Annotated in this window: 23 protein-coding genes and 1 tRNA gene; 11 read left to right on the top strand and 13 right to left on the bottom strand. The window is 46.3% G+C overall.

Annotated features, from left to right (window positions below):
- Window positions 1–605 precede the first annotated feature (605 nt).
- Window positions 606–692 (bottom strand) — tRNA-Leu (locus AC121Z_RS03145).
- A gap of 196 nt (window positions 693–888) precedes the next feature.
- On the opposite strand from AC121Z_RS03145, the gene AC121Z_RS03150 reads away from it, so the two are divergent.
- Window positions 889–1,392, top strand: a complete 504-nt coding sequence (locus tag AC121Z_RS03150; protein ID WP_498126598.1) for an RDD family protein — start codon at window positions 889–891, stop codon at window positions 1,390–1,392.
- Window positions 1,393–1,398: 6 nt separating this feature from the next.
- On the opposite strand, the gene lptG is transcribed toward AC121Z_RS03150, so the two are convergent.
- Both lptG and lptF read right to left on the bottom strand, forming a co-directional pair.
- On the bottom strand, window positions 1,399–2,460 hold the full coding sequence (gene lptG / locus AC121Z_RS03155; protein WP_498126599.1) for an LPS export ABC transporter permease LptG: 1,062 nt from the start codon (window positions 2,458–2,460) through the stop codon (window positions 1,399–1,401).
- Window positions 2,460–3,569 carry an LPS export ABC transporter permease LptF gene (lptF, locus tag AC121Z_RS03160; protein ID WP_498126601.1) on the bottom strand — a complete coding sequence of 370 codons (1,110 nt, stop codon included), beginning with the start codon at window positions 3,567–3,569 and terminating at the stop codon, window positions 2,460–2,462. Before lptF ends, lptG begins: the two co-directional genes overlap by 1 nt.
- 213 nt (window positions 3,570–3,782) lie before the next feature.
- Between lptF and pepA the strand changes: the two genes are divergently transcribed.
- The 5 genes from pepA to AC121Z_RS03185 all read left to right on the top strand — a co-directional run bounded on the left by pepA (window position 3,783) and on the right by AC121Z_RS03185 (window position 9,855).
- The gene (gene pepA, locus AC121Z_RS03165; protein WP_498126603.1) at window positions 3,783–5,288 is read left to right on the top strand and encodes a leucyl aminopeptidase; all 1,506 of its coding nucleotides are present in this window, start codon (window positions 3,783–3,785) and stop codon (window positions 5,286–5,288) included.
- A gap of 3 nt (window positions 5,289–5,291) precedes the next feature.
- Window positions 5,292–5,729, top strand: a complete 438-nt coding sequence (locus AC121Z_RS03170; protein ID WP_498126605.1) for a DNA polymerase III subunit chi — start codon at window positions 5,292–5,294, stop codon at window positions 5,727–5,729.
- Window positions 5,722–8,502: a valine--tRNA ligase gene (locus tag AC121Z_RS03175; protein WP_498126606.1), complete on the top strand. Its 2,781-nt coding sequence runs from the start codon at window positions 5,722–5,724 to the stop codon at window positions 8,500–8,502. Before AC121Z_RS03170 ends, AC121Z_RS03175 begins: the two co-directional genes overlap by 8 nt.
- Before the next feature lie 274 nt (window positions 8,503–8,776).
- Window positions 8,777–9,649, top strand: a complete 873-nt coding sequence (locus AC121Z_RS03180; protein ID WP_498126607.1) for an SPFH domain-containing protein — start codon at window positions 8,777–8,779, stop codon at window positions 9,647–9,649.
- Window positions 9,646–9,855: a type II toxin-antitoxin system antitoxin gene (locus AC121Z_RS03185; protein ID WP_498126609.1), complete on the top strand. Its 210-nt coding sequence runs from the start codon at window positions 9,646–9,648 to the stop codon at window positions 9,853–9,855. Before AC121Z_RS03180 ends, AC121Z_RS03185 begins: the two co-directional genes overlap by 4 nt.
- 25 nt (window positions 9,856–9,880) lie before the next feature.
- Here the strand turns inward: AC121Z_RS03185 and AC121Z_RS03190 are convergent, their stop codons facing one another.
- The 3 genes from AC121Z_RS03190 to AC121Z_RS03200 all read right to left on the bottom strand — a co-directional run bounded on the left by AC121Z_RS03190 (window position 9,881) and on the right by AC121Z_RS03200 (window position 12,040).
- Window positions 9,881–10,645: a choice-of-anchor H family protein gene (locus tag AC121Z_RS03190; RefSeq protein WP_498126610.1), complete on the bottom strand. Its 765-nt coding sequence runs from the start codon at window positions 10,643–10,645 to the stop codon at window positions 9,881–9,883.
- Window positions 10,646–10,896: 251 nt separating this feature from the next.
- Window positions 10,897–11,283, bottom strand: coding sequence for a ribonuclease E inhibitor RraB (rraB, locus tag AC121Z_RS03195; RefSeq protein WP_498126611.1), 387 nt, complete (start codon window positions 11,281–11,283; stop codon window positions 10,897–10,899).
- 31 nt (window positions 11,284–11,314) lie between these two features.
- Window positions 11,315–12,040, bottom strand: coding sequence for a 1-acylglycerol-3-phosphate O-acyltransferase (locus tag AC121Z_RS03200; protein WP_498126613.1), 726 nt, complete (start codon window positions 12,038–12,040; stop codon window positions 11,315–11,317).
- A 177-nt stretch (window positions 12,041–12,217) separates the two neighbouring features.
- On the opposite strand from AC121Z_RS03200, the gene AC121Z_RS03205 reads away from it, so the two are divergent.
- Window positions 12,218–13,351 carry an HD-GYP domain-containing protein gene (locus AC121Z_RS03205; protein WP_498126615.1) on the top strand — a complete coding sequence of 378 codons (1,134 nt, stop codon included), beginning with the start codon at window positions 12,218–12,220 and terminating at the stop codon, window positions 13,349–13,351.
- 15 nt (window positions 13,352–13,366) lie between these two features.
- On the opposite strand, the gene murA is transcribed toward AC121Z_RS03205, so the two are convergent.
- From murA to AC121Z_RS03240, 7 genes are read right to left on the bottom strand one after another with little or no spacing between them, the layout of a single operon-like run.
- Window positions 13,367–14,626 carry a UDP-N-acetylglucosamine 1-carboxyvinyltransferase gene (gene murA, locus AC121Z_RS03210; protein ID WP_498126617.1) on the bottom strand — a complete coding sequence of 420 codons (1,260 nt, stop codon included), beginning with the start codon at window positions 14,624–14,626 and terminating at the stop codon, window positions 13,367–13,369.
- Between the two features lie 12 nt (window positions 14,627–14,638).
- On the bottom strand, window positions 14,639–14,896 hold the full coding sequence (locus AC121Z_RS03215; RefSeq protein WP_498126619.1) for a BolA family protein: 258 nt from the start codon (window positions 14,894–14,896) through the stop codon (window positions 14,639–14,641).
- Window positions 14,897–14,926: 30 nt separating this feature from the next.
- Window positions 14,927–15,241, bottom strand: a complete 315-nt coding sequence (locus AC121Z_RS03220) for an STAS domain-containing protein (protein ID WP_498126621.1) — start codon at window positions 15,239–15,241, stop codon at window positions 14,927–14,929.
- Between the two features lie 3 nt (window positions 15,242–15,244).
- On the bottom strand, window positions 15,245–15,862 hold the full coding sequence (locus AC121Z_RS03225) for an MlaC/ttg2D family ABC transporter substrate-binding protein (RefSeq protein ID WP_498128134.1): 618 nt from the start codon (window positions 15,860–15,862) through the stop codon (window positions 15,245–15,247).
- Between the two features lie 44 nt (window positions 15,863–15,906).
- Window positions 15,907–16,374 (bottom strand): outer membrane lipid asymmetry maintenance protein MlaD, encoded by a 468-nt coding sequence (gene mlaD / locus AC121Z_RS03230; protein ID WP_498126623.1) that lies wholly within the window; start codon window positions 16,372–16,374, stop codon window positions 15,907–15,909.
- Between the two features lie 8 nt (window positions 16,375–16,382).
- On the bottom strand, window positions 16,383–17,162 hold the full coding sequence (mlaE, locus tag AC121Z_RS03235; RefSeq protein ID WP_498126624.1) for a lipid asymmetry maintenance ABC transporter permease subunit MlaE: 780 nt from the start codon (window positions 17,160–17,162) through the stop codon (window positions 16,383–16,385).
- On the bottom strand, window positions 17,159–17,959 hold the full coding sequence (locus AC121Z_RS03240; protein ID WP_498126626.1) for an ATP-binding cassette domain-containing protein: 801 nt from the start codon (window positions 17,957–17,959) through the stop codon (window positions 17,159–17,161). The genes mlaE and AC121Z_RS03240 overlap by 4 nt, the downstream gene beginning before the upstream one ends.
- Before the next feature lie 323 nt (window positions 17,960–18,282).
- Between AC121Z_RS03240 and AC121Z_RS03245 the strand changes: the two genes are divergently transcribed.
- From AC121Z_RS03245 to lptC, 4 genes are read left to right on the top strand one after another with little or no spacing between them, the layout of a single operon-like run.
- Window positions 18,283–19,239, top strand: coding sequence for a calcium/sodium antiporter (locus AC121Z_RS03245; RefSeq protein ID WP_498126628.1), 957 nt, complete (start codon window positions 18,283–18,285; stop codon window positions 19,237–19,239).
- A gap of 3 nt (window positions 19,240–19,242) precedes the next feature.
- On the top strand, window positions 19,243–20,208 hold the full coding sequence (locus AC121Z_RS03250) for a KpsF/GutQ family sugar-phosphate isomerase (RefSeq protein ID WP_498126630.1): 966 nt from the start codon (window positions 19,243–19,245) through the stop codon (window positions 20,206–20,208).
- Entirely contained in the window at window positions 20,208–20,762 is a 555-nt protein-coding gene (gene kdsC / locus AC121Z_RS03255) for a 3-deoxy-manno-octulosonate-8-phosphatase KdsC (protein ID WP_498126632.1), read from the top strand. Before AC121Z_RS03250 ends, kdsC begins: the two co-directional genes overlap by 1 nt.
- Window positions 20,759–21,331, top strand: coding sequence for an LPS export ABC transporter periplasmic protein LptC (gene lptC, locus AC121Z_RS03260; RefSeq protein ID WP_498126634.1), 573 nt, complete (start codon window positions 20,759–20,761; stop codon window positions 21,329–21,331). The genes kdsC and lptC overlap by 4 nt, the downstream gene beginning before the upstream one ends.
- The last annotated feature ends 1 nt before the right edge of the window (window position 21,332 follow it).

Consider the following 21,332-nt stretch of genomic DNA (forward strand, 5'->3'; position numbering starts at 1 on the left):
GTTTTTTTGCGGTTCCTTTTTTATTTGGATGGCATCTAATTAACGGGTTAATCTATTGTTTCAACTTCAGAGAGTTGGACTACATTCTTAGTTAGGTCAGTCTGTGTTGCATGAACTAATGTTTTTGGCCAGTACGGGCTTGTTGCTTGAGCTATCACCTCATCCTGTCTCTGCGGCATGTATAAATCGTTGCGACTTTTGTTAGCATTATTTTTCACTTTGGTCATACATCCTTCTTGCGTTTCGCTGTTTTGGACCATGTAAAAAAGCATATATGGTTTCTGGATTATTATCTGTGCGTTAGCGAACAGACAGTGTCGACAGTTAAGTAAATACTTGATTGTAGATATGAACCCTGTGCCCGCTCTTGCTAACTAAAAGGCATTCCTCAACTACTTGGTTGTCTAGCGTTCACTTAACATGTGAACGGATTCGGTTTGCTCGAGCGCAAGCCGTCGTTTGTCAGTGGATTCTGGAGATTTCAGAAGGTGAAATTAGCAATAGATGTCTTATCCTAGATCAGAAAATGATTTGCGCGAACGGAGCTAATAAAACAGGATTTTTGGACACAAAAAAACCGACTGACGTCGGTTTATTGGATGGTTTGGTACCAGAGGCCGGACTTGAACCGGCACACCCTCACGGGCGGCGGATTTTGAATCCGCTGCGTCTACCAATTCCGCCACTCTGGCAATGGTAACCATACCGCTGAAGTGTTGTGATTAACGACTTCAGGCTGCGCATTATAACCAGCTGTAATTTCCACGCAAGCGATTTTATAAAATCCGGTGCGAATGCTTAATTGTTGACCATATTTACTATAGCGGGCTGGTCAGCGACGCAGAGTTTTGCCATGCTATGGCAAAATTTCATCAAAGGAAGTATTACGTGTCCGCAACCAGTGACAACTTACCTAGAGCCGGTTTTTTTAAACGCTTAGCGGCTATGGTCTACGATGCGTTAGTGGCTGTAGCCGTGGGCATGTGTGCAGCATTAGTGATCATCATTATACTGCTTATTCTGTATCAAAATGGTGTGATTGCGAATTCTGCCGAACAGCCTTTCAATGAATTTATGCAGGCTTCAATGCTCTATAAATCCCTTGTACAAGCTTGGGTTGTGCTTTGGGTGATGGGATTCTTTTTGTGGTTCTGGAAGCATGGTGGACAAACACTTGGTATGCGCGCGTGGCGATTACGTTTATTTGCAATGGATGAAAAACCGGTTGGCTATGGTCGCCTACTACTGCGCTTAATCTCTTCGCTGGGTGGTATGGGTACACTCTTGGTATTATTAGATTTTCGCCACAAGCTCGCGCTGCAGGATCGGGTCTCTGGCATTGAGGTTGTGCAGCTCAATAAACTGCAAAATGATCACAAGTCTTGGCGTTAGAATGTGCTAGCGCCGCAGCAGCAGAGCGGCAATCGCTACAAATACAACGCTTGGTAACAACGCGCCAATCGCGGGTGGCAGTTGATACACAAGGCTCAACGGTCCAAACACTTCATTGGTAATAAAGAATGCGAAGCCAGTCAACACGCCCATGATGACGCGCGCCCCCATCGTTACACTGCGCAGTGGCCCAAAAATAAAGCTTAATGCCATAAGCAGCATGACTGACACTGACACTGGCTGCATGATCTTGCGCCATAATGCCAATTCATAGCGGGCTGGATCTTGCGCATTGTTGTTCAAGTAGGTGACATAATCGAGTAGCCCGCGAATCGAGAGCGCTTCAGGCTTTACTGCAACAACGCCGAGTTTATCTGGGGTTAAGGTGGATGACCAATCCAATGCAGCAACACTTTCTTGCTGGATGCGTTGCTCGCTGAAATAGGTGTGGTTGACGTTCAATAATTGCCACCGCTCCTGCTGGTAAACCGCTTCTTTGGCGTAGGTCAATTGACGTAAATTAGCAGAGCCATCAAACCAGTAAATACTCACGTCACGCAATAAGTCGCGGGAAACTACCTGACCAATGCTAACAAAATTATCGCCGTCTTTGGCCCAAACTAGCTGGTCAGAAGAGAATAAGCTACCCCCTGAAATGGCTTCAGTGCGGATTTCTTTGGCTTTTGCTTCACTGGCTGGAGTGACAAATTCACCTACCGACATCACGACAAGGATCATGACAACACAAGATTTCATCGCCGAACTGATAATATTCCAGCGGCTTTGTCCGGCGGCTTGCATTACGACTAATTCTGAATTGCTGGCGAGCAATCCCATACCGATAAGGCCTCCAAGCAACGTTGCCATAGGGAAAAACTGTTCTAGATCCCTTGGCAAGCTTAACAGTACATAAACCAAAGCAATGGTCATGTCATATTCGCCTTCGCCAATTTTGCGCAATTGCTCAACGAACTTGATCAGTGCGCTTAAGCCAAGCAATACTGATAGCGTAATCGATACCGTGCCGAGTAAAGTCCGAGCGATATACCAATCGAGAATACGAAACATTAGCTGCGCCTCCACAGCAAGGAGCGCAGTTTGGAGCCTGTTTTACGTTCACGGGCAATCAGCGTTATGCCAATGATTAACATCACCCCATGCACCCACCATAGTCCGATTTGTACAGGAATTTTACCGTCTTCTAAGACACGTCTACTGGCCAATAATAACAGGAAATAGCCGAGGTAAAGCAGTATGGCAGGAAACATTTTGCCAAACCGTCCCTGACGGGGATCAACCGACGACAACGGCACAGCGATTAACACTAAGAAAGGTAAAGACAAGGGAATTGCAATGCGCCATTGCAACTCTGCGATGGCTTCGATTGACCCATCTTGCAGCAAATCTAACGTGGGAACAGCCACCATTTTTCGATTCGACTCTGTCGGTGCTTTTTCACTGATCTGAATCTGATACTCATCGAAAGCCACAATGCGGTAGTTATTCTGTGCAACATTACCCTCGTACTGATTACCTTCGTTTAATATAAGATTTTGTGCGCCACTAGGCGTAACACTAACACTTCCCGCATCGGCATATACTACGTGAACCTGCGGCTTACCACCGTCGACTTGTTTGTGTTGAGACAAAAAGATACGTTTGAGTGGCTTGCCATCGGCAGTGTCTACTTCGTGCACGAATATAACGGCTCTATCATTACCTGTTTGTTGAAATCTGCCGGGAATAATCGCGGCAATGCCAGCTTCAGATGCGGCTTTGTCGCGAAGTTGGTACTCACTTTCAGCAGATAGCGGTGCAAGCCATAGAGTGATCATCGCGGTGATGGCCATCATCAGCACAGATAGCACAAGCATTACACGAGTCACGTACCACTCGCTGATCCCACACGCTTTCATTACGGTCATTTCACTGTCTACATACAAGCGACCATAGGCCAGCATGATGCCTAAAAACACACTGATGGGAAGTACAAGAGAGGCTAATACTGGACTGTACAGTGCTAAAAATCCGACAACTAAACTGGCGGGAATGTCACCGTCAGAGGCATCGCCGAGCACACGCACAAATCGCAAGGTTATGAAAATTGCCATGAGTACGCAGAATATGGCGAGTTGAGACTTAAGGCTCTCTTTAAGTAAATAACGGAAAATCAACATCAGTTAGATACACGAAAACTTGGATTTTTGATGAAAGAAGTCACAGATTTCAGTAAACTCAGTGTTTTGACAAGTTTTGTCGACCAGCGGTCATACAATAACGCATTCAATTGCCCGCGTATTAAATCACAACCAACAGCCTAAGGTTAATTCAAATTATACAAAATTGACAGTTTGAAAGGCGTAAAGTGGATTGTTGAACGAGAGATTATTATGGAATTTAGTGTAAAAAGTGGAAGCCCCGAAAAGCAACGCAGCGCCTGTATCGTGGTGGGCGTGTACGAGCCGCGCCGACTAAGCCCAGTAGCAGAACAACTGGATGAAATTAGTCAGGGTTACATTAGTAGTTTATTGCGCCGCGGTGATCTTGAGGGTAAAGCGGGGCAAATGCTGCTGTTGCATCATGTCCCCAACGTGCTTAGCGAACGTGTATTGTTAGTGGGGTGCGGTAAAGAGCGTGAGTTAGACGAGCGCCAGTATAAGCAAATTATTGCTAAGACCATTCGCACCTTGAACGAAACGGGTTCAATGGAAGCGGTATGTTACCTTTCCGACCTGCATGTCAAAGGCCGCGATGTCTATTGGAAAATTAGACAAGCGGTAGAAGCCACTCAAGATTCGCTTTATACCTTCCTCAGTTTGAAAAGTAAGAAGGGCGAGCCACGCAGACCACTACGCAAAATTGTGTTTAATGTACCTACCCGGAAGGAATTGCCGATTGGTGAACGAGCGCTGGCACATGGTTTAGCGGTGGCGACGGGAACCAGTTCAGCGCGTGATGTCGCAAACATGCCACCCAACATTTGTAATCCAGCGTATTTGTGGCAACAGGCTGAGGCCTTGGCGGACCAATATGCGAGTTTAACCGCTGAAAAAGTTGACGAAGCGCAGATGGAAGCGTTAGGCATGCATACCTACCTTGCGGTGGGTCGTGGTTCGGAAAATGAGTCGATGATGAGTATTTTGCATCACCAAGGCGGTGATCCAGAAGCTGCACCGATTGTCCTGGTCGGGAAAGGATTAACCTTCGATAGTGGTGGTATATCTCTTAAGCCTGGCGAAGGCATGGATGAGATGAAGTATGACATGTGTGGCGCAGCATCAGTGTACGGTGTCATGCATACGGTGGCTGAGCTAAACCTGCCTTTGAATATCATTGGTGTACTAGCTGGCTGTGAAAACATGCCAGACGGGCGCTCATATCGTCCGGGTGATATTTTAACCACCATGTCTGGACAAACCGTTGAAGTATTAAATACCGACGCCGAAGGACGCCTGGTTTTGTGTGACGCACTGACCTATGTTGAACGATTCTCACCGGATACGGTTATTGATATTGCCACCCTGACTGGCGCTTGTGTTATTGCCCTAGGTAAACATGCAACGGGCGTAATGAGTCCACATAATCCATTGGCTCATGAGTTGGTCAATGCGTCTGAACAAAGTGCTGATCGCGCTTGGCGTTTGCCACTTTGGGATGAGTATCAAGAGCAGATTGAGAGTCCGTTTGCAGATATGACCAACTTAGGTGGCCGTCCTGCAGGGACTATTACCGCCGCTTGTTTCTTGTCGCGCTTTACCAAGAAGTACAATTGGGCACACATGGATATTGCCGGCACTGCATGGCAGTCAGGCAAAAATAAAGGGGCTACTGGACGCCCTGTACCTATGCTGACGCAGTTTTTACTCAATCGCGCTGGGATTAAAACGGAAGATTAATCCATGCCGATAAATGTTACGTTTTACCAGCTCGAAAATGCCGACATGCTAGCCGCAGCGACACCGTTGATTGTGGATTTTTATCGTGCACGCAAACCGGTCGCATTGATCTGTGAAACGAAGTCCCAAGCAGAACAATGGGACGAACATTTGTGGCAACAGCCAAATGATGCCTTTATCGCGCATAATTTACGCGGCGAAGGGCCTTCTTCAGGTGCACCTGTGACGCTGTTGTGGCCGCCTGTGAGTGAAGCTAAAACAGTAATGATTAATTTATCGTCAGAGCAACTAAGCCTGCCGCGCACGACGCAACATATTATTGAATTTGTGCCGACCGATGATGCAGCTAAACAGGCTGCGCGGGAAAAGTATAAAGCGTATCAAGCTGCCGGCTGCACAATGCAATTTAAGCAAATTTCTAAAGAGAGTAGCAATGGATAAAACCTTTAACCCCAGCGCCATCGAGCAAACTTGCTATGCCGATTGGGAGCAAAATGGTTATTTCAAACCGTCAGGTAACGGTGAGCCTTACTGTATTTTACTACCGCCACCGAATGTTACTGGCAGCCTGCACATGGGGCATGCTTTCCAGCATACCATTATGGATACGCTGACCCGATACCATCGCATGAAGGGTGATAATACGTTGTGGCAATGTGGTACCGACCACGCCGGTATTGCCACGCAAATGGTGGTTGAACGCCAACTCGATGCGCAAGGCCTGAGCCGGCACGACTTAGGTCGTGACGCATTCATTGAGAAGGTCTGGGAGTGGAAAGCGGAATCTGGCGGCACTATCAGTCAGCAAATGCGTCGATTAGGCACATCCACAGATTGGGACCGCGAAGTGTTCACTATGGATGAAAATCTCTCCAAGGCGGTTACCAAGGTGTTTGTGGAGCTCTACAATGAAGGGCTAATCTATCGTGGTAAACGTTTGGTTAATTGGGATCCGGTGCTACATACCGCGGTATCTGACTTAGAAGTACTGAACGAAGAAGAATCTGGCTCCATGTGGCACATGCGCTATCCATTAGCGGATGGAAGCGGAGAGCTGGTGGTTGCGACGACACGCCCTGAAACTATGCTCGGAGACACCGCCGTTGCGGTGCATCCTGATGATGAGCGTTATAAGGATTTTGTCGGTAAAGAAATAAAATTACCGTTAACCGGGCGTTTGATTCCGGTAATTGCTGATGATTATGTTGATCAGGAGTTTGGAACCGGGTGCGTCAAAATCACTCCAGCGCACGATTTCAATGACTATGACATGGGTAAACGTCACCAGTTACCGATGATCAATATCCTAACTGACGATGCCAAGCTGAATGATCAGGTGCCTGCAGTTTATCAAGGTTTAGATCGTTTTGATGCCCGCGAAAAGATTGTTGCCGACTTAGACGCCGCTGGTGTTTTAGTTAAAATCGAGCCGCATACTCTGAAAGTGCCACGAGGCGATCGTTCTGGCGCGGTGATTGAGCCCTACCTAACAGACCAATGGTATGTGGCTGTTGAATCTCTCGCTAAGCCAGCCATCGAGGCCGTTGAGTCAGGTGAAATCCGCTTTATTCCGGAGAATTGGAACAAAACCTACTACCAGTGGATGCATAACATTCAAGACTGGTGCATCTCACGTCAATTGTGGTGGGGGCATCGAATTCCGGCTTGGTACGATGATGCTGGGCAATATTATGTCGGCGAAGATGAAGCGACCGTGCGCGCACAGCATGGATTAGCGGATGAGGTCGTGTTACGTCAAGATGACGATGTATTAGATACGTGGTTTTCTTCAGCATTGTGGCCATTTGCGACCATGGGGTGGCCAGAGAAAACTCCTGAGTTAGAGACCTTTGTGCCAAGCTCAGTGTTGGTGACCGGCTTTGATATTATCTTCTTCTGGGTCGCTCGTATGATCATGATGACCAAGAAGTTCACTGGCAAGATCCCATTTAAAGACATCTACATTACCGGTCTTATCCGTGATGAGCAGGGTGACAAGATGTCTAAATCTAAAGGTAACGTGCTCGACCCTATCGACTTGATCGATGGGATCAGCTTAGACGCTTTGGTTGCCAAACGTACCGGTGGAATGATGCAACCGCAAAAAGCCGCCAAGATTGCCAAACGCACAGAGAAGCAGTTCCCTGAAGGTATTGCGAGCTATGGAACCGATGCTTTGCGTTTTACTTTTGCTGCTATGGCATCGACCAGTCGCGACATTAATTTTGATATGGGTCGGGTTGAGGGCTACCGCAATTTCTGTAACAAAATTTGGAACGCGTCACGTTTTGTACTAATGAATACCGAAACGGAGGATACCGGTAAAGGCGCAAGCGCAGATCAATTAGAGTTAAGTATGGCGGATCGCTGGATCTGGGCACGTTTTTATCAAACCGTAGCCGATTTTGAGCAGGCGCTTAGCCAGTATCGTTTCGATATCGCCGCGCAAGCGTTGTATGAGTTCACTTGGAATCAATTCTGTGATTGGTATTTAGAACTCACCAAACCGGTGTTAAACAGTGAGGAAAGCACAGCCGCGCAAAAGCGTGGCACGCGTCACACTCTCGTTAATGTGCTAGAACAGCTAATGCGTTTGTTGCACCCGATGATGCCATTTATCACTGAGAGTATTTGGCAACGTGTAGCGGCCCTCACTGACCATGCGGATAAACCATCGGCTAGCATTATGGTGCAAGCATTCCCGCAAGCCCCCGAGTCAGGTATTGATGAGAAAGTCTTGGCCGACATTGAGTGGTTGAAGAAAGTCATTGTAGGGATCCGTAATATTCGCGGCGAAATGGATATTTCACCGAATAAGCCTCTGAATGTAATGCTCCGGAACGCCAGTGAAATTGACCAACAACGCGCAGCGGAACTCGATCTGTACCTCACAAGAATGGCTAAGTTAGAGTCCATCAAAGTGCTTGGTATCAATGAGACCGCACCAGCGTCGGCAAGTGCTATTGTGGGAGAAATGGAAGTCTTGATCCCGATGGCAGGTCTGATTGATAAAGAGGCCGAGCTTGCGCGTATTGCCAAAGCGATGGAAAAAATCGAAAAAGATGTCCAGCGCACACAGGGTAAGCTCAGTAATGAGAACTTTGTCAGTAAGGCGCCAGCAGCAGTCATCGAAAAAGAGCAGCAGAAACTGGCTGAAGCCAGTCAACAGCTGCATAAATTGCAAGAGCAACAAAAAACCATTCAAGAGCTGTAAATCTCAACCCTGCCTATTGCGTGCTTCTGCTTCGCAGTAGGTAGGGAGTTTTATGCCCACCGCAGGCATTAGAATTATTGCTTACACCTGACCAGCGTTGTATTAACTTCACTTTTATCGTCCTACCCGTCTGCTGAGCCGCTATTGTCCAAATTTCATAGGGGCAACTTTACAGCGTGTGCGCAGTCACCAGCTAATGCCATTAACGAACACCTTGACTTAATCATTGAATGAGTCTATTTTGATATCAAAATGATATCAATTGGAGTTGATCATGGTTACTGAAAAAAAGGCACTGTCGTTTAATGGGTATGTGAGCTTATTGATCCTGCTGGCAGTCACTGTAGGGACCGTTGTCTGGGTGCAGAGCAATACGGTGCCCTTAAATGGCGGTGAAGTTTTTAAAATAATCCTGCTGGGTATTGAGTTACTGCTGTTTGCTGGCTTTTTTATGGTACAGCCTAATCAAGGGAAAGTGCTGACCCTATTCGGCGCTTATGTGGGCACAGAAAAGCGCGCAGGGTTACGTTGGACCATTCCGCTGTTTATGCGCAAATCCATTTCCTTACGTATTCGTAATTTTGAAAGTGCTAAGATAAAAGTTAATGATAATCAGGGTAATCCGATTGAGATTGCGACTGTTGTTGTTTGGTCAGTAACGGATACGGCAGAAGCGGTATTTGAAGTGGATGATTATGAGAGTTTTGTCACTATTCAAAGTGAGTCAGCGTTACGCAATCTAGCCAGTAGTTACCCCTATGATCCGCGGGATGATGAGGAAGCTGAAATTTCCTTACGCAGCCATCCGATTGAGATTGCCAATCGCTTGTCAGAAGAGATCCAAGAGCGCCTTGGGCGTGCCGGAATAACGGTACATGAGGCGCGGATCAGTCACTTAGCTTACGCGCAGGAAATTGCCAGCGCGATGCTACAGCGTCAGCAGGCCTCGGCCATTATTGCGGCCCGAGGACGTATTGTTGAAGGGGCTGTGAGTATGGTGGAAATGGCTTTAACAAAGCTAAATGAGAAACAGGTTGTAGAACTCGATGAAGAGCGGAAAGCGGCCATGGTGAGTAACTTATTGGTCGTTTTGTGCGGTGATAAAAGTACACAACCTGTGGTGAATACGGGTTCATTGTATTCATGAGTAAAAAAGCCTTTCCACTACGGATCAATGAGAAAGTCTTAGCTGCTATGCAGCGCTGGGCGGATGATGATTTACGTAGTTTAAATGCGCAAATTGAGTTTGTACTGCGCGATGCGCTAGTGAAAAAGGGTCGAGTCAAACTTGTTGAACGTGTCACCATTGACATTGAAGACACTGACTCCTCTGACTCGACCGAAAAGGAGTGACAAATGTCACTCCCGCGGCTCTGTTTTAGTGTGTTTCCCGCTTTAACAGAGCGCGCATAAAAATACTGGTAAGTAGTGCAAATAAAACGAGCACTGAGTTGCTACCGCCATGTTCATCAACAATCACCACTCGAGTTTCAGTAACCACTTCATAATCCTCACTTTCGAGTGGATTGAAGGTTAGGTCTGCATCATCAAGGCCATCAGCAAACGCGACAAACTCATCGTAGTCTGCATCATATAGCTCCACTAAGACTTCATAATCATTACTCGGAAAGCCACTGATCAACTCACTTTCTACAACGAAGCTGTCACTACTAGAGTCACTGTCGATGGCAAACACCGATGTGGTATGGATCGGGTCAAAAATGCCATCTACCCCGAGGTAAATAACGGCGTATACGTACGCACGATTAAATACTGTGTCGGCATCGAACTCGACAGTTAACTTGGAAAAATAACCGTCATAATCAAAATCATGGGACAAGGTGGTCCAACTATCGTAAATCCAAAAGTCAGGATTAGTATCAACAAACCCGGTAGTTGAGCGTTGTTTGGTCTGCCAATCCGTTGCCGCCAGCTCAGTATTCTTTTGTTCCCATGTAAGAGCAGGCGCTGTATTTGCGGTTGCCATCTTATTGGAAATGCCTATCCCTTGCGGTGATGAAAAGGGTTGGTCGTATTGAAATTCACGACTTTGTACTTGAACATCTTTGTCTATTGCGGCTGCATGCGAACTTGAAAAAAACATCGCTAATGTGCCTATCACAGCTAAAGCTTTTGTTCTCATGTTTAACTCCCTGCGCTTAAATTATCTTACGTAGCAGAGTGTGCACCGAGTAAGCTGAACAAAAACTGAAAGTTGCATGAACTTTGCAAAAAAACCAATAGATAACATTGCCTGCAGCACACTAGGTTATAAGAGAGTGTGGAGGGGAAGGAAAGAGGGAACAAAAGTAGAAAAGCAAAAGCGCAAAAAATAAAGGCTAAGTATCATTTCACTTAGCCTTGGTAAGATGTTGTTGGGTCTTAGCGAAGCTTCTAATCGTTCAAGGTGTGGCTGTCTGCGCCATCTTCACCAATAAAATAGGTGCCCCAGCCATCGTAATGAACGCTATGTTTATCGGCAATATTGAGCAAATTATCGGTATCTTTGTCTAGGACCACACGCTCTAGCTTGCGTTCAATTACAGCGTCAAAACAGAAAATGGTTCCACCATCATCAAGTACTAGCTCTTCAGCGTCAGAAACTTCAAAGCCGGCCTTAAAAACGTCGACTGCAGCTTTTTCTAACTTGTCGAAGTCGGCGCTAGCAAAATGGTGCTCGACAGTATAGGTAGCGTCCATTTGACTGCCATCCTCACGCAATGCATCAATCGTTTCTTGATTAAATTCGTGCCACTCTTGTCTTTCTTGCTCAATATCCATACACAACTACTCTGAACCTTTTACCCTTAGTTTACTCTTTTGCTTCCAGCAAGGCGACCTCATCAGCTAATTTTTGCAGGTGGCTGTGCATTTGCTGATGACAAATTTCAGCCCATGCTTTGGCACTGTGTGAGTGATCAATCATTTGTGGAGGCAAAATATCTATCAATACTGTGCCGTTGTCCCAGCGATTCAGCTTAATATTGCGATGAGTATTGCTAGCGCAGACTAATGCCAACGGGGTTTGGGTGTCTTGAGCGAGTCGAAACGCCCCAGTTTTAAAGGGCAGAAGGCCGCGTCCATACGAGCGAGTTCCTTCAGGAAAAAACCAAACGGAAAGCCTACGCTCACGAATTTTTTCCGCGGTTTGTGAGAGGGTGTCACGCGCTCGACCGGAGTTTTTACGATCGATCATGATATTGCCAGATAGCCAGTACAGTTGGCCAAAAATCGGGATCCATTTCAGGCTTTTTTTCCCTACCGTGACAACACCCGGTAGTGCGGCTTTACAAATCGTAAAAATGTCATAACTGTTTTGGTGATTAGCGACAAACACATAGGGTTGATCGGCCTTTATCTCGGGCGCGACACGAAGCTTGACCTTAACTCCGATAAGCCGAGAAACCGAGCCATAGACTTGCCCAGCAAGGTACACATTATTGCGATGAAAGGGACGCACCAAACACACCATGATCAAAAACAAATTGATCACGATGAAATAGATAAAAATAAATAGACAACGAAAAACAGCTAACACGTGTACGCTCAAAAGATTTTTGCGCGGAAGTATACGCCACTCTGGCAAAATCTAAAGCCTTAATATCACACCTCTTACCTCCAATTCATTTGTTCACTGCAAAGCTGTGCTAAAGTGTTAAATTAATATGGTCGATACACTTTTGTTACCGACAATAGCGCGAGGAAAATGTCGAGAATGCAAGTATTTACGCCGGAAGAACTGGATGACGAAATTCTGGGCGACTTGATGGAAGAAATCCAAGAGTTGTATGAGGCCAGTGAACAAACTCTCATTGAGTTGGAGTTACGTCCGACAGATAATGAACTTCAACGCGCGCTTTTCCGTTCGGTGCATACGATTAAAGGTGATTTGGGGCTGGTTAGCTTTTCGCCAATGATCCCACTGCTACAGCACGTGGAAGACCTTTTAGACTATCTGCGCAAAGGTCAAATCGACTATACCAGCACCATGAGTGATCTCGTCTTGATCACTATGGATAGAGTTAAAGTGTTTGTTGAAGCCTGCATGGAGCAAGGGAAGGCTAGTTATGATAGTGAATTACATACGCAACTGATTGATGCTATCAGTCAGATCAAACCAGAAAATAAAAGCGACCATGAGAAATTGCTAGCGAAAGCCGTGTTGTTGCTCGATCCTAGTCTCGATCTTGATGTCGAAGCCGGTGAAGGCAGCCCAGCAGCAACCACGAGTAAAACCCTTGGAAACACTGGTATTCCCAAAGATCTGAGTTCAGAGAAACAGAAAGATATATTATTTTTCCGGGATCTAATGAAAGCCATTGAGCGACGCTCTGATTACTGGGAGGGACGGGGTGATCGGATTGCTAAATTGGCCAGCTATGTCAACAAAGCCTCCGGCAATCAAATTGACCCTGAACAGCTCGCGGTGGCTTGCTATGTACATGATTTTGGCATGGCATTTATGCCGCTAAAGTTGCTACATAAAACGGAAAAGTACTCAGATATCGAGTTCAATCTGATGCGCTCCCACGTGTATAAGAGTTCGCGCTTACTTGAGCATTTGGATCTATGGGACGGTGCACGTAAAATTGTTATGCAACATCATGAGCGGGTGGATGGCAGTGGCTACCCTTTAGGGATCAAAGAAGCGGACATGTGTGAAGGCGCAAAGTTGTTAGCAATTCTAGATACCTACGATGCAATGACGCATCCCAGAGCCCATAATGGTAAAGAGCAACTCTCAAAGAAAGACGCAGTAATCGCTATAAATCGGCAAGCTAAGGGACAGTTTAGCGTGAAATGGATCCGGATTTTTAATCAGGCAATGACGGCGTTGCTTACTAAGTAACAGACATACGCGTTGCTATTCTGCAACGCGCTCAATGTTTGCGCCGAGCCCACTGAGTTTTTTCTCAATCGACTCGTAACCTCGGTCAAGGTGATAAATCCGATTGACCGTAGTTTCACCCTCTGCCAGCATGCCGGCGATGACAAGGCTCGCTGATGCGCGCAAGTCCGTTGCCATGACGGGAGCTCCACGTAACTTAGACCCGCCTTTGGAAACCGCGCTGTTGCCTTCAAGCGCAATATCGGCCCCCATACGGTGCAGTTCTGGCACGTGCATAAAGCGATTCTCGAAAATGGTTTCAGTGATTACGCCAGTGCCTTGTGCAATACAATTTAAAGTAACAAATTGTGCTTGCATATCTGTCGGGAAACCAGGATGTGGAGCGGTTTTAAGGTTGACTGCTTTGGGCTGTTTCCCAGCCATGTCTAACTCGATCCAATCCGATCCAGTGGTAATGGTCGCACCCGCTTGCTCAAGTTTATCGATGACGGCATCTAATGTTTCTGGAGCTGCGTTAGTGCAACGCACTTTACCGCCGCTCGCAGCAGCTGCGACCAGGAACGTACCGGTTTCAATGCGATCCGGTAATACCCGATGCGTGCCTCCATGCAACTGCTCGACACCTTGGATACGAATATTGTCGCTACCAGCGCCTTCAATTTTGGCACCCATGCGGTTTAAACAGACCGCAAGATCGACAATTTCTGGCTCTCTGGCGGCATTTTCCAAGATGGTTTCACCGTCGGCTAGTGCAGCAGCCATCATCAAATTCTCAGTGGCTCCAACACTGACAATATCCATAAAAATCCGCGCCCCTTTTAAACGGCCATCAACGTGGGCGCGAATATAACCTTCTTCAACCGCGATTTGCGCTCCCATTTTCTCAAGGCCAGCCAGATGCAGGTTGACCGGTCGCGCACCTATTGCACAACCACCAGGGAGAGATACATTTGCTTTTCCATGTTTTGCCAACAACGGGCCTAATACCAAAATGGAGGCGCGCATTGTGCGCACGAGTTCATAGGACGCGGTGATCGACGTTAATGTGCTTGCATTTAATACGACGCGATCATTTTCTTGCTCAACAGTGACCCCCAATTCGGCGAGCAACGCTAAACTTGTGTTGATATCTCGCAAATTCGGTACGTTAGTGAAAGTACACGGTTGGTCTGTCAATAAGCAAGTAATAAGCAGCGGCAGTGCGGCATTTTTGGCGCCAGATATAACGACCTCCCCGTGTAATGGAGGACTTTTTTTAATAACCAATTTATCCATTGAAACTCTATTCTAACGTGGCATATTGAACAAACGTTCACGTTGCCATTGTTGGGTGTTGAAAGTTTTAATTGTCACAGCATGCAAGGTGCCATCAGCAATTAGTTCTTTCAACGGGGCATAAACATATTGTTGTTTTTTTACTCGGCTAAGCTCGTCAAACACATCGCCAATAGCAATCACTTTGATATGTGAACCTTCACTTTGCACGTGGACTTCAGAAAGGTTGAGTGCTTCTTTTAATAAAAGTTCGATTTCTTCGTTCGTCATGCGTTCTCTACAAACTAAATAACATGAGCGCTATTCTAACGGTAAAAGAGGGGAGGCGTCGCTGATTTTTGCAAGATTTAGCAATTCTTTGGGAGGATCCAACAATTTCGCTGCAATTCCTGCTTTTTTGGCGTCACGAATGAGGTTTAACAACCATGCCAAACCCGCACTGTCGATCCGCTCTACTTGAGCCAAAGCGATAGTGATAGCAGTTTGTTGTTGTAACTGTAGTAACGTTTCCTTGCTAGCGCTCTGCCACCAATCTTTATTGAGCGTATACATGGTTAAGTCACCCGAAATCTGCAAGGTGCTACCACCTTGCAGCGTTACTGAATATGGAGTCATGAACTAGCTTTCTTTCGGCTGTAAAACAATTGGCTTATCAATGGTATCACGCATAATGGCAATGACTCTTTCGATCCCATCTTGGCGTAAAATTGATTCGAATTCACTGCGTTTGCTGGAAATCAGGCTAATCCCTTCGGCTACCATATCGTAAGCCCGCCATTCGTCTGATTTTTTATTTTTACGTACCATAAATGCCACTTTAATATCGGGACGCTCGTCATCCTTTATCAGCGCACGCACAGTAACTGTTTTCTTATCGTCCCATTCACCAGACGGTTCAAACAAAACCTCTTGGTCATCATAATAGCCCATCGCAATTGCATAGCTGGTGATTAAATATTCACGGAATACTTGCACATATTCACCTAGCTTATCTTCTGGTACCGAGCGGAAATGTTTGCCGAGCACCATAAATGCGGCAAATTTGTAGTCAATGTAAGGGAGTAATTCTTCTTCCATAACTGTACGCAGTTTCTCAGGATCTTGTTTAATGTCCTGCTGTTCGCGCTTTATCCGATCAAAGGTTTTAGAGGCTACATCTTTTACCATTGCGTACGGATCAGTCGCTTCGACGTTGGCGAGAGCACTGGCAGACAATAAAAAGCTCGCTGAGAGGATCCCTATCAACCAATTTTTCACAATATTTACTCCTAGGTTACTTGTTATTCACTGTCTCGACTAAAAAGGAACTGACCAATTAGGTCTTCGAGTACCAGTGCTGATTTGGTATCTTCGATGAAATCACCGTCACTCAAGTTTTCAATATCGCCGAATGAAAACCCAGGTTGCAGGCCAACATACTGTTCGCCCAGTAATCCAGACGTTAATATTGCCACTGACGTTGTTTCTGGGAAATTGTTGTAATCTTTGCTAATTGTAAGGGTCACAACTGGGGTAAAGTCTTCAGCGTCCAAAGTAATTGACTCTACGCGTCCAACCGTTACGCCACCCACCTTAACTGCTGAGCGTTCTTTAAGCCCGCCGATATTATCAAACTTGGCTTTTAGAATGTAGGTTTCACCATTCGCTTGCATGCCTTGATTGGCAACCTTCAGCCCCAACAATAACAATGCGGCAATCGTCAACAAGACGAACATTCCCACTAATAATTCTGTTTTGCGCGTTGTCATTTTTTCTCCTACTCAATGCCAAACATGAGTGCAGTTAATACAAAATCCAAGCCTAGAACGGCGAGTGAACTAAAAACTACGGTTTCTGTGGTCGCCTTACTGATACCTTCAGAGGTAGGCACTGCATCATAACCTTTAAATATCGCAATCCAAGTAACCACCAAGGCAAACACCACACTTTTGATAATTCCATTGACTACGTCGGCTTCCCATTCGACAGTTGCTTGCATGATTGACCAATAGCTGCCGGCATCGACCCCTAACCAGTCAACGCCAACTAAGTGACCTCCAAGGATCCCGACAGCACTGAAGATTACCGCGAGCATTGGCATCGCGATAACGCCTGCCCAAAAGCGCGGGGCTACCACTCGACGTAAGGGGTCAACCGCCATCATTTCCAGGCTACTTAGTTGCTCCGTTGCTTTCATCAAACCGATTTCTGCGGTTAATGCAGAACCTGCACGCCCTGCAAACAATAGTGCAGTCACTACCGGTCCTAATTCGCGTAATAACGACAGCGCAACCATGGGGCCAAGACTACCTTCAGCTCCATAGTCGACCAGAATGGTATAACCTTGCAACGCCATAACCATTCCAATGAACAAGCCTGACACGATGATAATTAACAGAGACTGAACACCAACCACATAGACTTGTTGGATAGTAAGGCGGATATTCTTAAATTGTGGAAACGCAAAAATGGCACCAAATAGCATTAACCCAGCGCGTCCAGAGGCGCTAATTTTAGCTAGGGTATTATGCCCTATATCGGCAATCCAATTTATCATGCTTGTTCACCAAATAGCTGGGATTCCAGACTTTGCGCTTTAAAATGGAACGGAACCGGACCATCGGCATTGCCTTGTAAAAATTGTTGTACCAGAGCTGATTCGCTGTGTTGAATTTCTGCCGGTGTACCTTCACCAATTATTCGTTGCTCGGCTAGAATATAGACGTAATCGGCAATCGTTAGCACCTCAGTTACGTCGTGGGTAACCACGATACTGGTAACGCCTAAAGAATCGTTTAATGCACGAATTAGCTTCACTAAAACCCCCATTGAAATAGGATCTTGACCGGCAAAAGGTTCATCAAACATGATTAATTTTGGATCCAGCGCAATGGCTCGCGCTAGCGCCGCTCGACGGGCCATACCGCCGGAAAGTTCGGCTGGCATCAAATGCGCCGCGCCCCGCAAACCAACGGCTTGCAATTTTAGTGCGACTAAGGTTTCAATCACTGATTCGGCAAGATTGGTGTGTTCGCGTAAGGGAAAAGCGACATTGTCAAAAACTGAAATATTGGTGAATAAGGCGCCACTTTGAAATAGCATGCTCATATCACGACGTAACTCAAATAACTTAGAGCGGGATAAGCTGTGCACGTTTTTACCATCAAACTCAACAGTGCCAGTGTCAGGTGTTAATTGACCACCGATTAGTTTGAGCAGTGTAGTTTTACCGATACCACTGGGTCCCATCACTGCGGTTATTTTTCCGCGCGGAACTTGCAACGAGATACCATCATAAATCGTTCGATTGCCACGCGAGAAGGTCATATTGTTAATTGAAACTAAATTATCCATGCCTGCCTTGTAAAGTATGGCGTTAGTTGAGAACGATTTGTCGAATCGACGATGTTGCGACATTTTAACGGTTTTCAAGTGTTTCGAGCAAAGTTAAAAAGTAACAACTTATATCCAAATATTTCGAAACATGCCCTCCACAACTCAGGTGTGAAAGCATATGCTGAGCCAACCTCGCCAGATTATACCCCTACTGACCGCAGAAAGTGGCAAAGAGTTGCGCAAGATGGAAAAAAATTAATCCAAGTCAGAGCTGTGCACTAGGCAGCTGATTAAATTTTTGCGATCATGCCGCCCAATCATACCGGAACAGACAGTGCTTCATGTTTAGTAGTATAGTCATTTTTATCATCGGAATCGCAATCTTAAGCTGGGCAGCTGACCGCTTTGTTTATGGCGCCTCCGCATTGGCGCGTAACAGCGGCGTATCTCCGATGATGATTGGCCTTACGATTGTGGCAATGGGCTCTTCCGCGCCGGAGATCGTGGTTTCAATCATCGCGTCGCTCAATGATAATCGCAATACTGCGGTCGGCAACGCCTTGGGCTCGAATATTACCAATATTGCTTTAGTTCTTGGGATTACCGCTTTAATTAAGCCGCTGGTGGTTAGTTCATTAACCGTTAAGCGCGAGATGCCCATTCTACTGATTATTTGCGCGATTGCATCTTGGTTTATTTATGACCAAACGCTCAGTCGAGCAGAGGGTATCGCCTTAACGGTTGGCTTGATTTTAGTCTTGATTGGCATGGCATTTCTGTCAATAACTACCGAAAAGAATGATCCTATTCATCACGAAACTGACGATGAAATTCCGAAGGGAGTGCCGAATTTACATGCGTGGTTGTGGGTGCTGCTTGGCATGACATTGTTACCCGCAAGTGCGCACTTTATTATTGCTTCCGCTACCGAGATTGCGACTTATTTAGGCGTTAGTGAACTGGTGATTGGACTTACCGTGATTGCTTTGGGAACCAGTTTGCCAGAACTGGCTGCGAGTATTGCTGGGGTTATGAAGAATGAACATGATCTGGCGTTAGGTAACGTCGTGGGGTCGAACATGTTTAACTTACTTGGAGTATTAGCCATGCCTGCCTTAATCACGCCAGGCATCATCGAAGCTCAGGCCGCGGAACGTGACATTTTTGTTATGTTAGGCCTCACTGTGCTCTTAATCGTGTATAGTTTTGATTTGCGCGGTCGTCGTCGCATCAATCGATACGAAGCGTTTTCACTGGTTGCCGCGTTTTTTGTCTATCAGTGGGTACTTTTTGGATAAGCCATGACAGATTTTATTGCGTCCGGTAAACGGGTTGTAGAGATTGAACAGCGTGAGCTCACCGCATTGGGAGAGCGCATCAATGGCGATTTTGCCAAAGCTTGTGAGCTTTGTTTAGGATGTACGGGCAAGGTAGTGGTCAGTGGTATGGGCAAGTCTGGTCATATTGGCCATAAAATAGCCGCGACCTTGGCGAGCACTGGGACGCCCGCGTTTTTCATGCACCCAGGTGAAGCTAATCATGGCGATCTGGGGATGTTAGCCGCAAATGATGTGCTTTTGGCTATTTCTAATTCTGGTGAATCAGCTGAGCTATTAAGTATCTTGCCAGTGGTCAAACGCTTAAAAATCCCCATTATCGCAATGACAAATAGTCGGGATAGCAACTTGGCCAAGCATGCCGACGTGATGCTTGATATCCATGTCAACGAAGAGGCCTGCTCTCTCGGTCTAGCGCCTACGACTAGTACTACGGTAACACTTGTGATGGGAGATGCGCTGGCGGTTGCTTTACTCGATGCGAAAGGTTTTACGTCAGATGATTTTGCATTGTCACATCCCGGCGGCAGTTTAGGGCGCAAATTACTGCTTAAAGTCAGTGATATTATGTTGGCGGGAAGCCAGTTACCGTTAGTTGATCCTGCGCAAAGTATCTCGGCGGCGTTATTAGAAATTTCGCAAAAAGGGTTGGGAATGACTGGGGTGCAGGACGCACAGGGTAGTCTAGTAGGCATATTCACTGATGGCGATTTGCGTCGCATCTTGGATGCCCGTATTGATATCCACGCCACGCCCGTTGGCGAGGTTATGACCAAAGACGGAGTCACGGTTGCCCCAGGAACACTGGCTGTGAACGCTTTAAACTTAATGGAACAGTATAAGATCAGTGCTATGTTTGCGGTGGACAGCGAACGAAAGCCAGTCGGTGCCTTTAACATGCACATGCTGCTAATGGCTGGAGTATTGTAATGAAGCAAATTGAAACCTTGTACGGTACGCTGCCAAGTGACGTTTACACGGCACTCAGTCAAGTGCGATTGTTAGTCTGTGATATCGACGGGGTGTTTTCGGATGGGCGTATCTATCTGGGCAATCAAGGCGAAGAACTGAAAGCCTTCCATACCCGCGATGGTTTTGGCTTTAAAGCATTGCAACGGATAGGCATTAGAACTGCGGTAATTACTGGGCGCGAGTCGAGAATCGTGGCCCAGCGGATGCAGGCATTAAACACCAATTTTATTGTGCAAGGGCAAGAGAACAAAGCGCAGGCACTACAAGAAATCCTTGAGGTGACAAATTTCACTGCAGAGCAAGTCGCTGCAATCGGTGATGACGTACCAGATTTAGGGATGTTTGCACTCAGTGCGGTGCCGATTGCGGTTGCGGATGCTCATCCACTAGTTACCCAGCAAGCGCGCTGGACAACATCTGCTCGCGGTGGTTTTGGCGCGGTGCGAGAAGTTTGCGATGTGCTCTTGCAAATTCATGGACAACTGGATAATTTTACCGGAGCTAGCGTGTGAATCGGCTTGGATATAGTATCTCGGCGTTGTTTATCCTTGCCCTAGCTACCTACATCCCAACGTGGTTAAAGGAAGATTCAGTGACCACGGTAGAAAATGAAGAAGACGCTTATAAACCGACCTATCAAGCAAAAAACTTACGCAGTGCAATCTACGATGAATCGGGTAAGCTTAGCCACCGCATATTTGCCCAACAAATGGAGCACTTCGAACAGCTTGGTTTTGTTTACTTTAAGCAACCACAATATACCATTTACATGGACGATGAGGATACGCCCTGGCAGGTAACGGCTGAAGAAGGCACCTTGTATGACGACAATCGCATTCAACTTGAACGAAATGTGACCATTCGGAGTCTGAATGACGAGGAATTCGTAAAAACTATTGCAACGGAGTTCCTTCAAATAGACTTAACGACTAAAATAATGACATCTGATCAAGCAGTCACCATCATTGGTGAGGATTACCAAATACAGAGCGATGGATTGAATGCGGATCTCACGAATAAGACTTATGAATTACAACAGCATGTCCAGACTGTATATTCACCCACGAACAAGGCCCTCTAGT

It is taken from the genome of Alteromonas sp. DYW1, assembly GCF_059752595.1.

What these genes read in the sequence shown, in the direction of transcription:
- kdsC (WP_498126632.1), top strand. Translation starts at nt 20,208, where the DNA reads ATGAAGCAAATTGAAACCTTGTACGGTACGCTGCCAAGTGACGTTTAC.
- AC121Z_RS03175 (WP_498126606.1), top strand. Translation starts at nt 5,722, where the DNA reads ATGGATAAAACCTTTAACCCCAGCGCCATCGAGCAAACTTGCTATGCC.
- rraB (WP_498126611.1), bottom strand. Translation starts at nt 11,283, where the DNA reads ATGGATATTGAGCAAGAAAGACAAGAGTGGCACGAATTTAATCAAGAA.
- AC121Z_RS03170 (WP_498126605.1), top strand. Translation starts at nt 5,292, where the DNA reads ATGCCGATAAATGTTACGTTTTACCAGCTCGAAAATGCCGACATGCTA.
- mlaE (WP_498126624.1), bottom strand. Translation starts at nt 17,162, where the DNA reads ATGATAAATTGGATTGCCGATATAGGGCATAATACCCTAGCTAAAATT.
- mlaD (WP_498126623.1), bottom strand. Translation starts at nt 16,374, where the DNA reads ATGACAACGCGCAAAACAGAATTATTAGTGGGAATGTTCGTCTTGTTG.
- AC121Z_RS03240 (WP_498126626.1), bottom strand. Translation starts at nt 17,959, where the DNA reads ATGGATAATTTAGTTTCAATTAACAATATGACCTTCTCGCGTGGCAAT.
- AC121Z_RS03180 (WP_498126607.1), top strand. Translation starts at nt 8,777, where the DNA reads ATGGTTACTGAAAAAAAGGCACTGTCGTTTAATGGGTATGTGAGCTTA.
- AC121Z_RS03205 (WP_498126615.1), top strand. Translation starts at nt 12,218, where the DNA reads ATGCAAGTATTTACGCCGGAAGAACTGGATGACGAAATTCTGGGCGAC.
- AC121Z_RS03250 (WP_498126630.1), top strand. Translation starts at nt 19,243, where the DNA reads ATGACAGATTTTATTGCGTCCGGTAAACGGGTTGTAGAGATTGAACAG.
- murA (WP_498126617.1), bottom strand. Translation starts at nt 14,626, where the DNA reads ATGGATAAATTGGTTATTAAAAAAAGTCCTCCATTACACGGGGAGGTC.
- AC121Z_RS03245 (WP_498126628.1), top strand. Translation starts at nt 18,283, where the DNA reads ATGTTTAGTAGTATAGTCATTTTTATCATCGGAATCGCAATCTTAAGC.
- AC121Z_RS03215 (WP_498126619.1), bottom strand. Translation starts at nt 14,896, where the DNA reads ATGACGAACGAAGAAATCGAACTTTTATTAAAAGAAGCACTCAACCTT.
- AC121Z_RS03220 (WP_498126621.1), bottom strand. Translation starts at nt 15,241, where the DNA reads ATGACTCCATATTCAGTAACGCTGCAAGGTGGTAGCACCTTGCAGATT.
- AC121Z_RS03185 (WP_498126609.1), top strand. Translation starts at nt 9,646, where the DNA reads ATGAGTAAAAAAGCCTTTCCACTACGGATCAATGAGAAAGTCTTAGCT.
- lptF (WP_498126601.1), bottom strand. Translation starts at nt 3,569, where the DNA reads ATGTTGATTTTCCGTTATTTACTTAAAGAGAGCCTTAAGTCTCAACTC.
- pepA (WP_498126603.1), top strand. Translation starts at nt 3,783, where the DNA reads ATGGAATTTAGTGTAAAAAGTGGAAGCCCCGAAAAGCAACGCAGCGCC.
- lptG (WP_498126599.1), bottom strand. Translation starts at nt 2,460, where the DNA reads ATGTTTCGTATTCTCGATTGGTATATCGCTCGGACTTTACTCGGCACG.
- AC121Z_RS03190 (WP_498126610.1), bottom strand. Translation starts at nt 10,645, where the DNA reads ATGAGAACAAAAGCTTTAGCTGTGATAGGCACATTAGCGATGTTTTTT.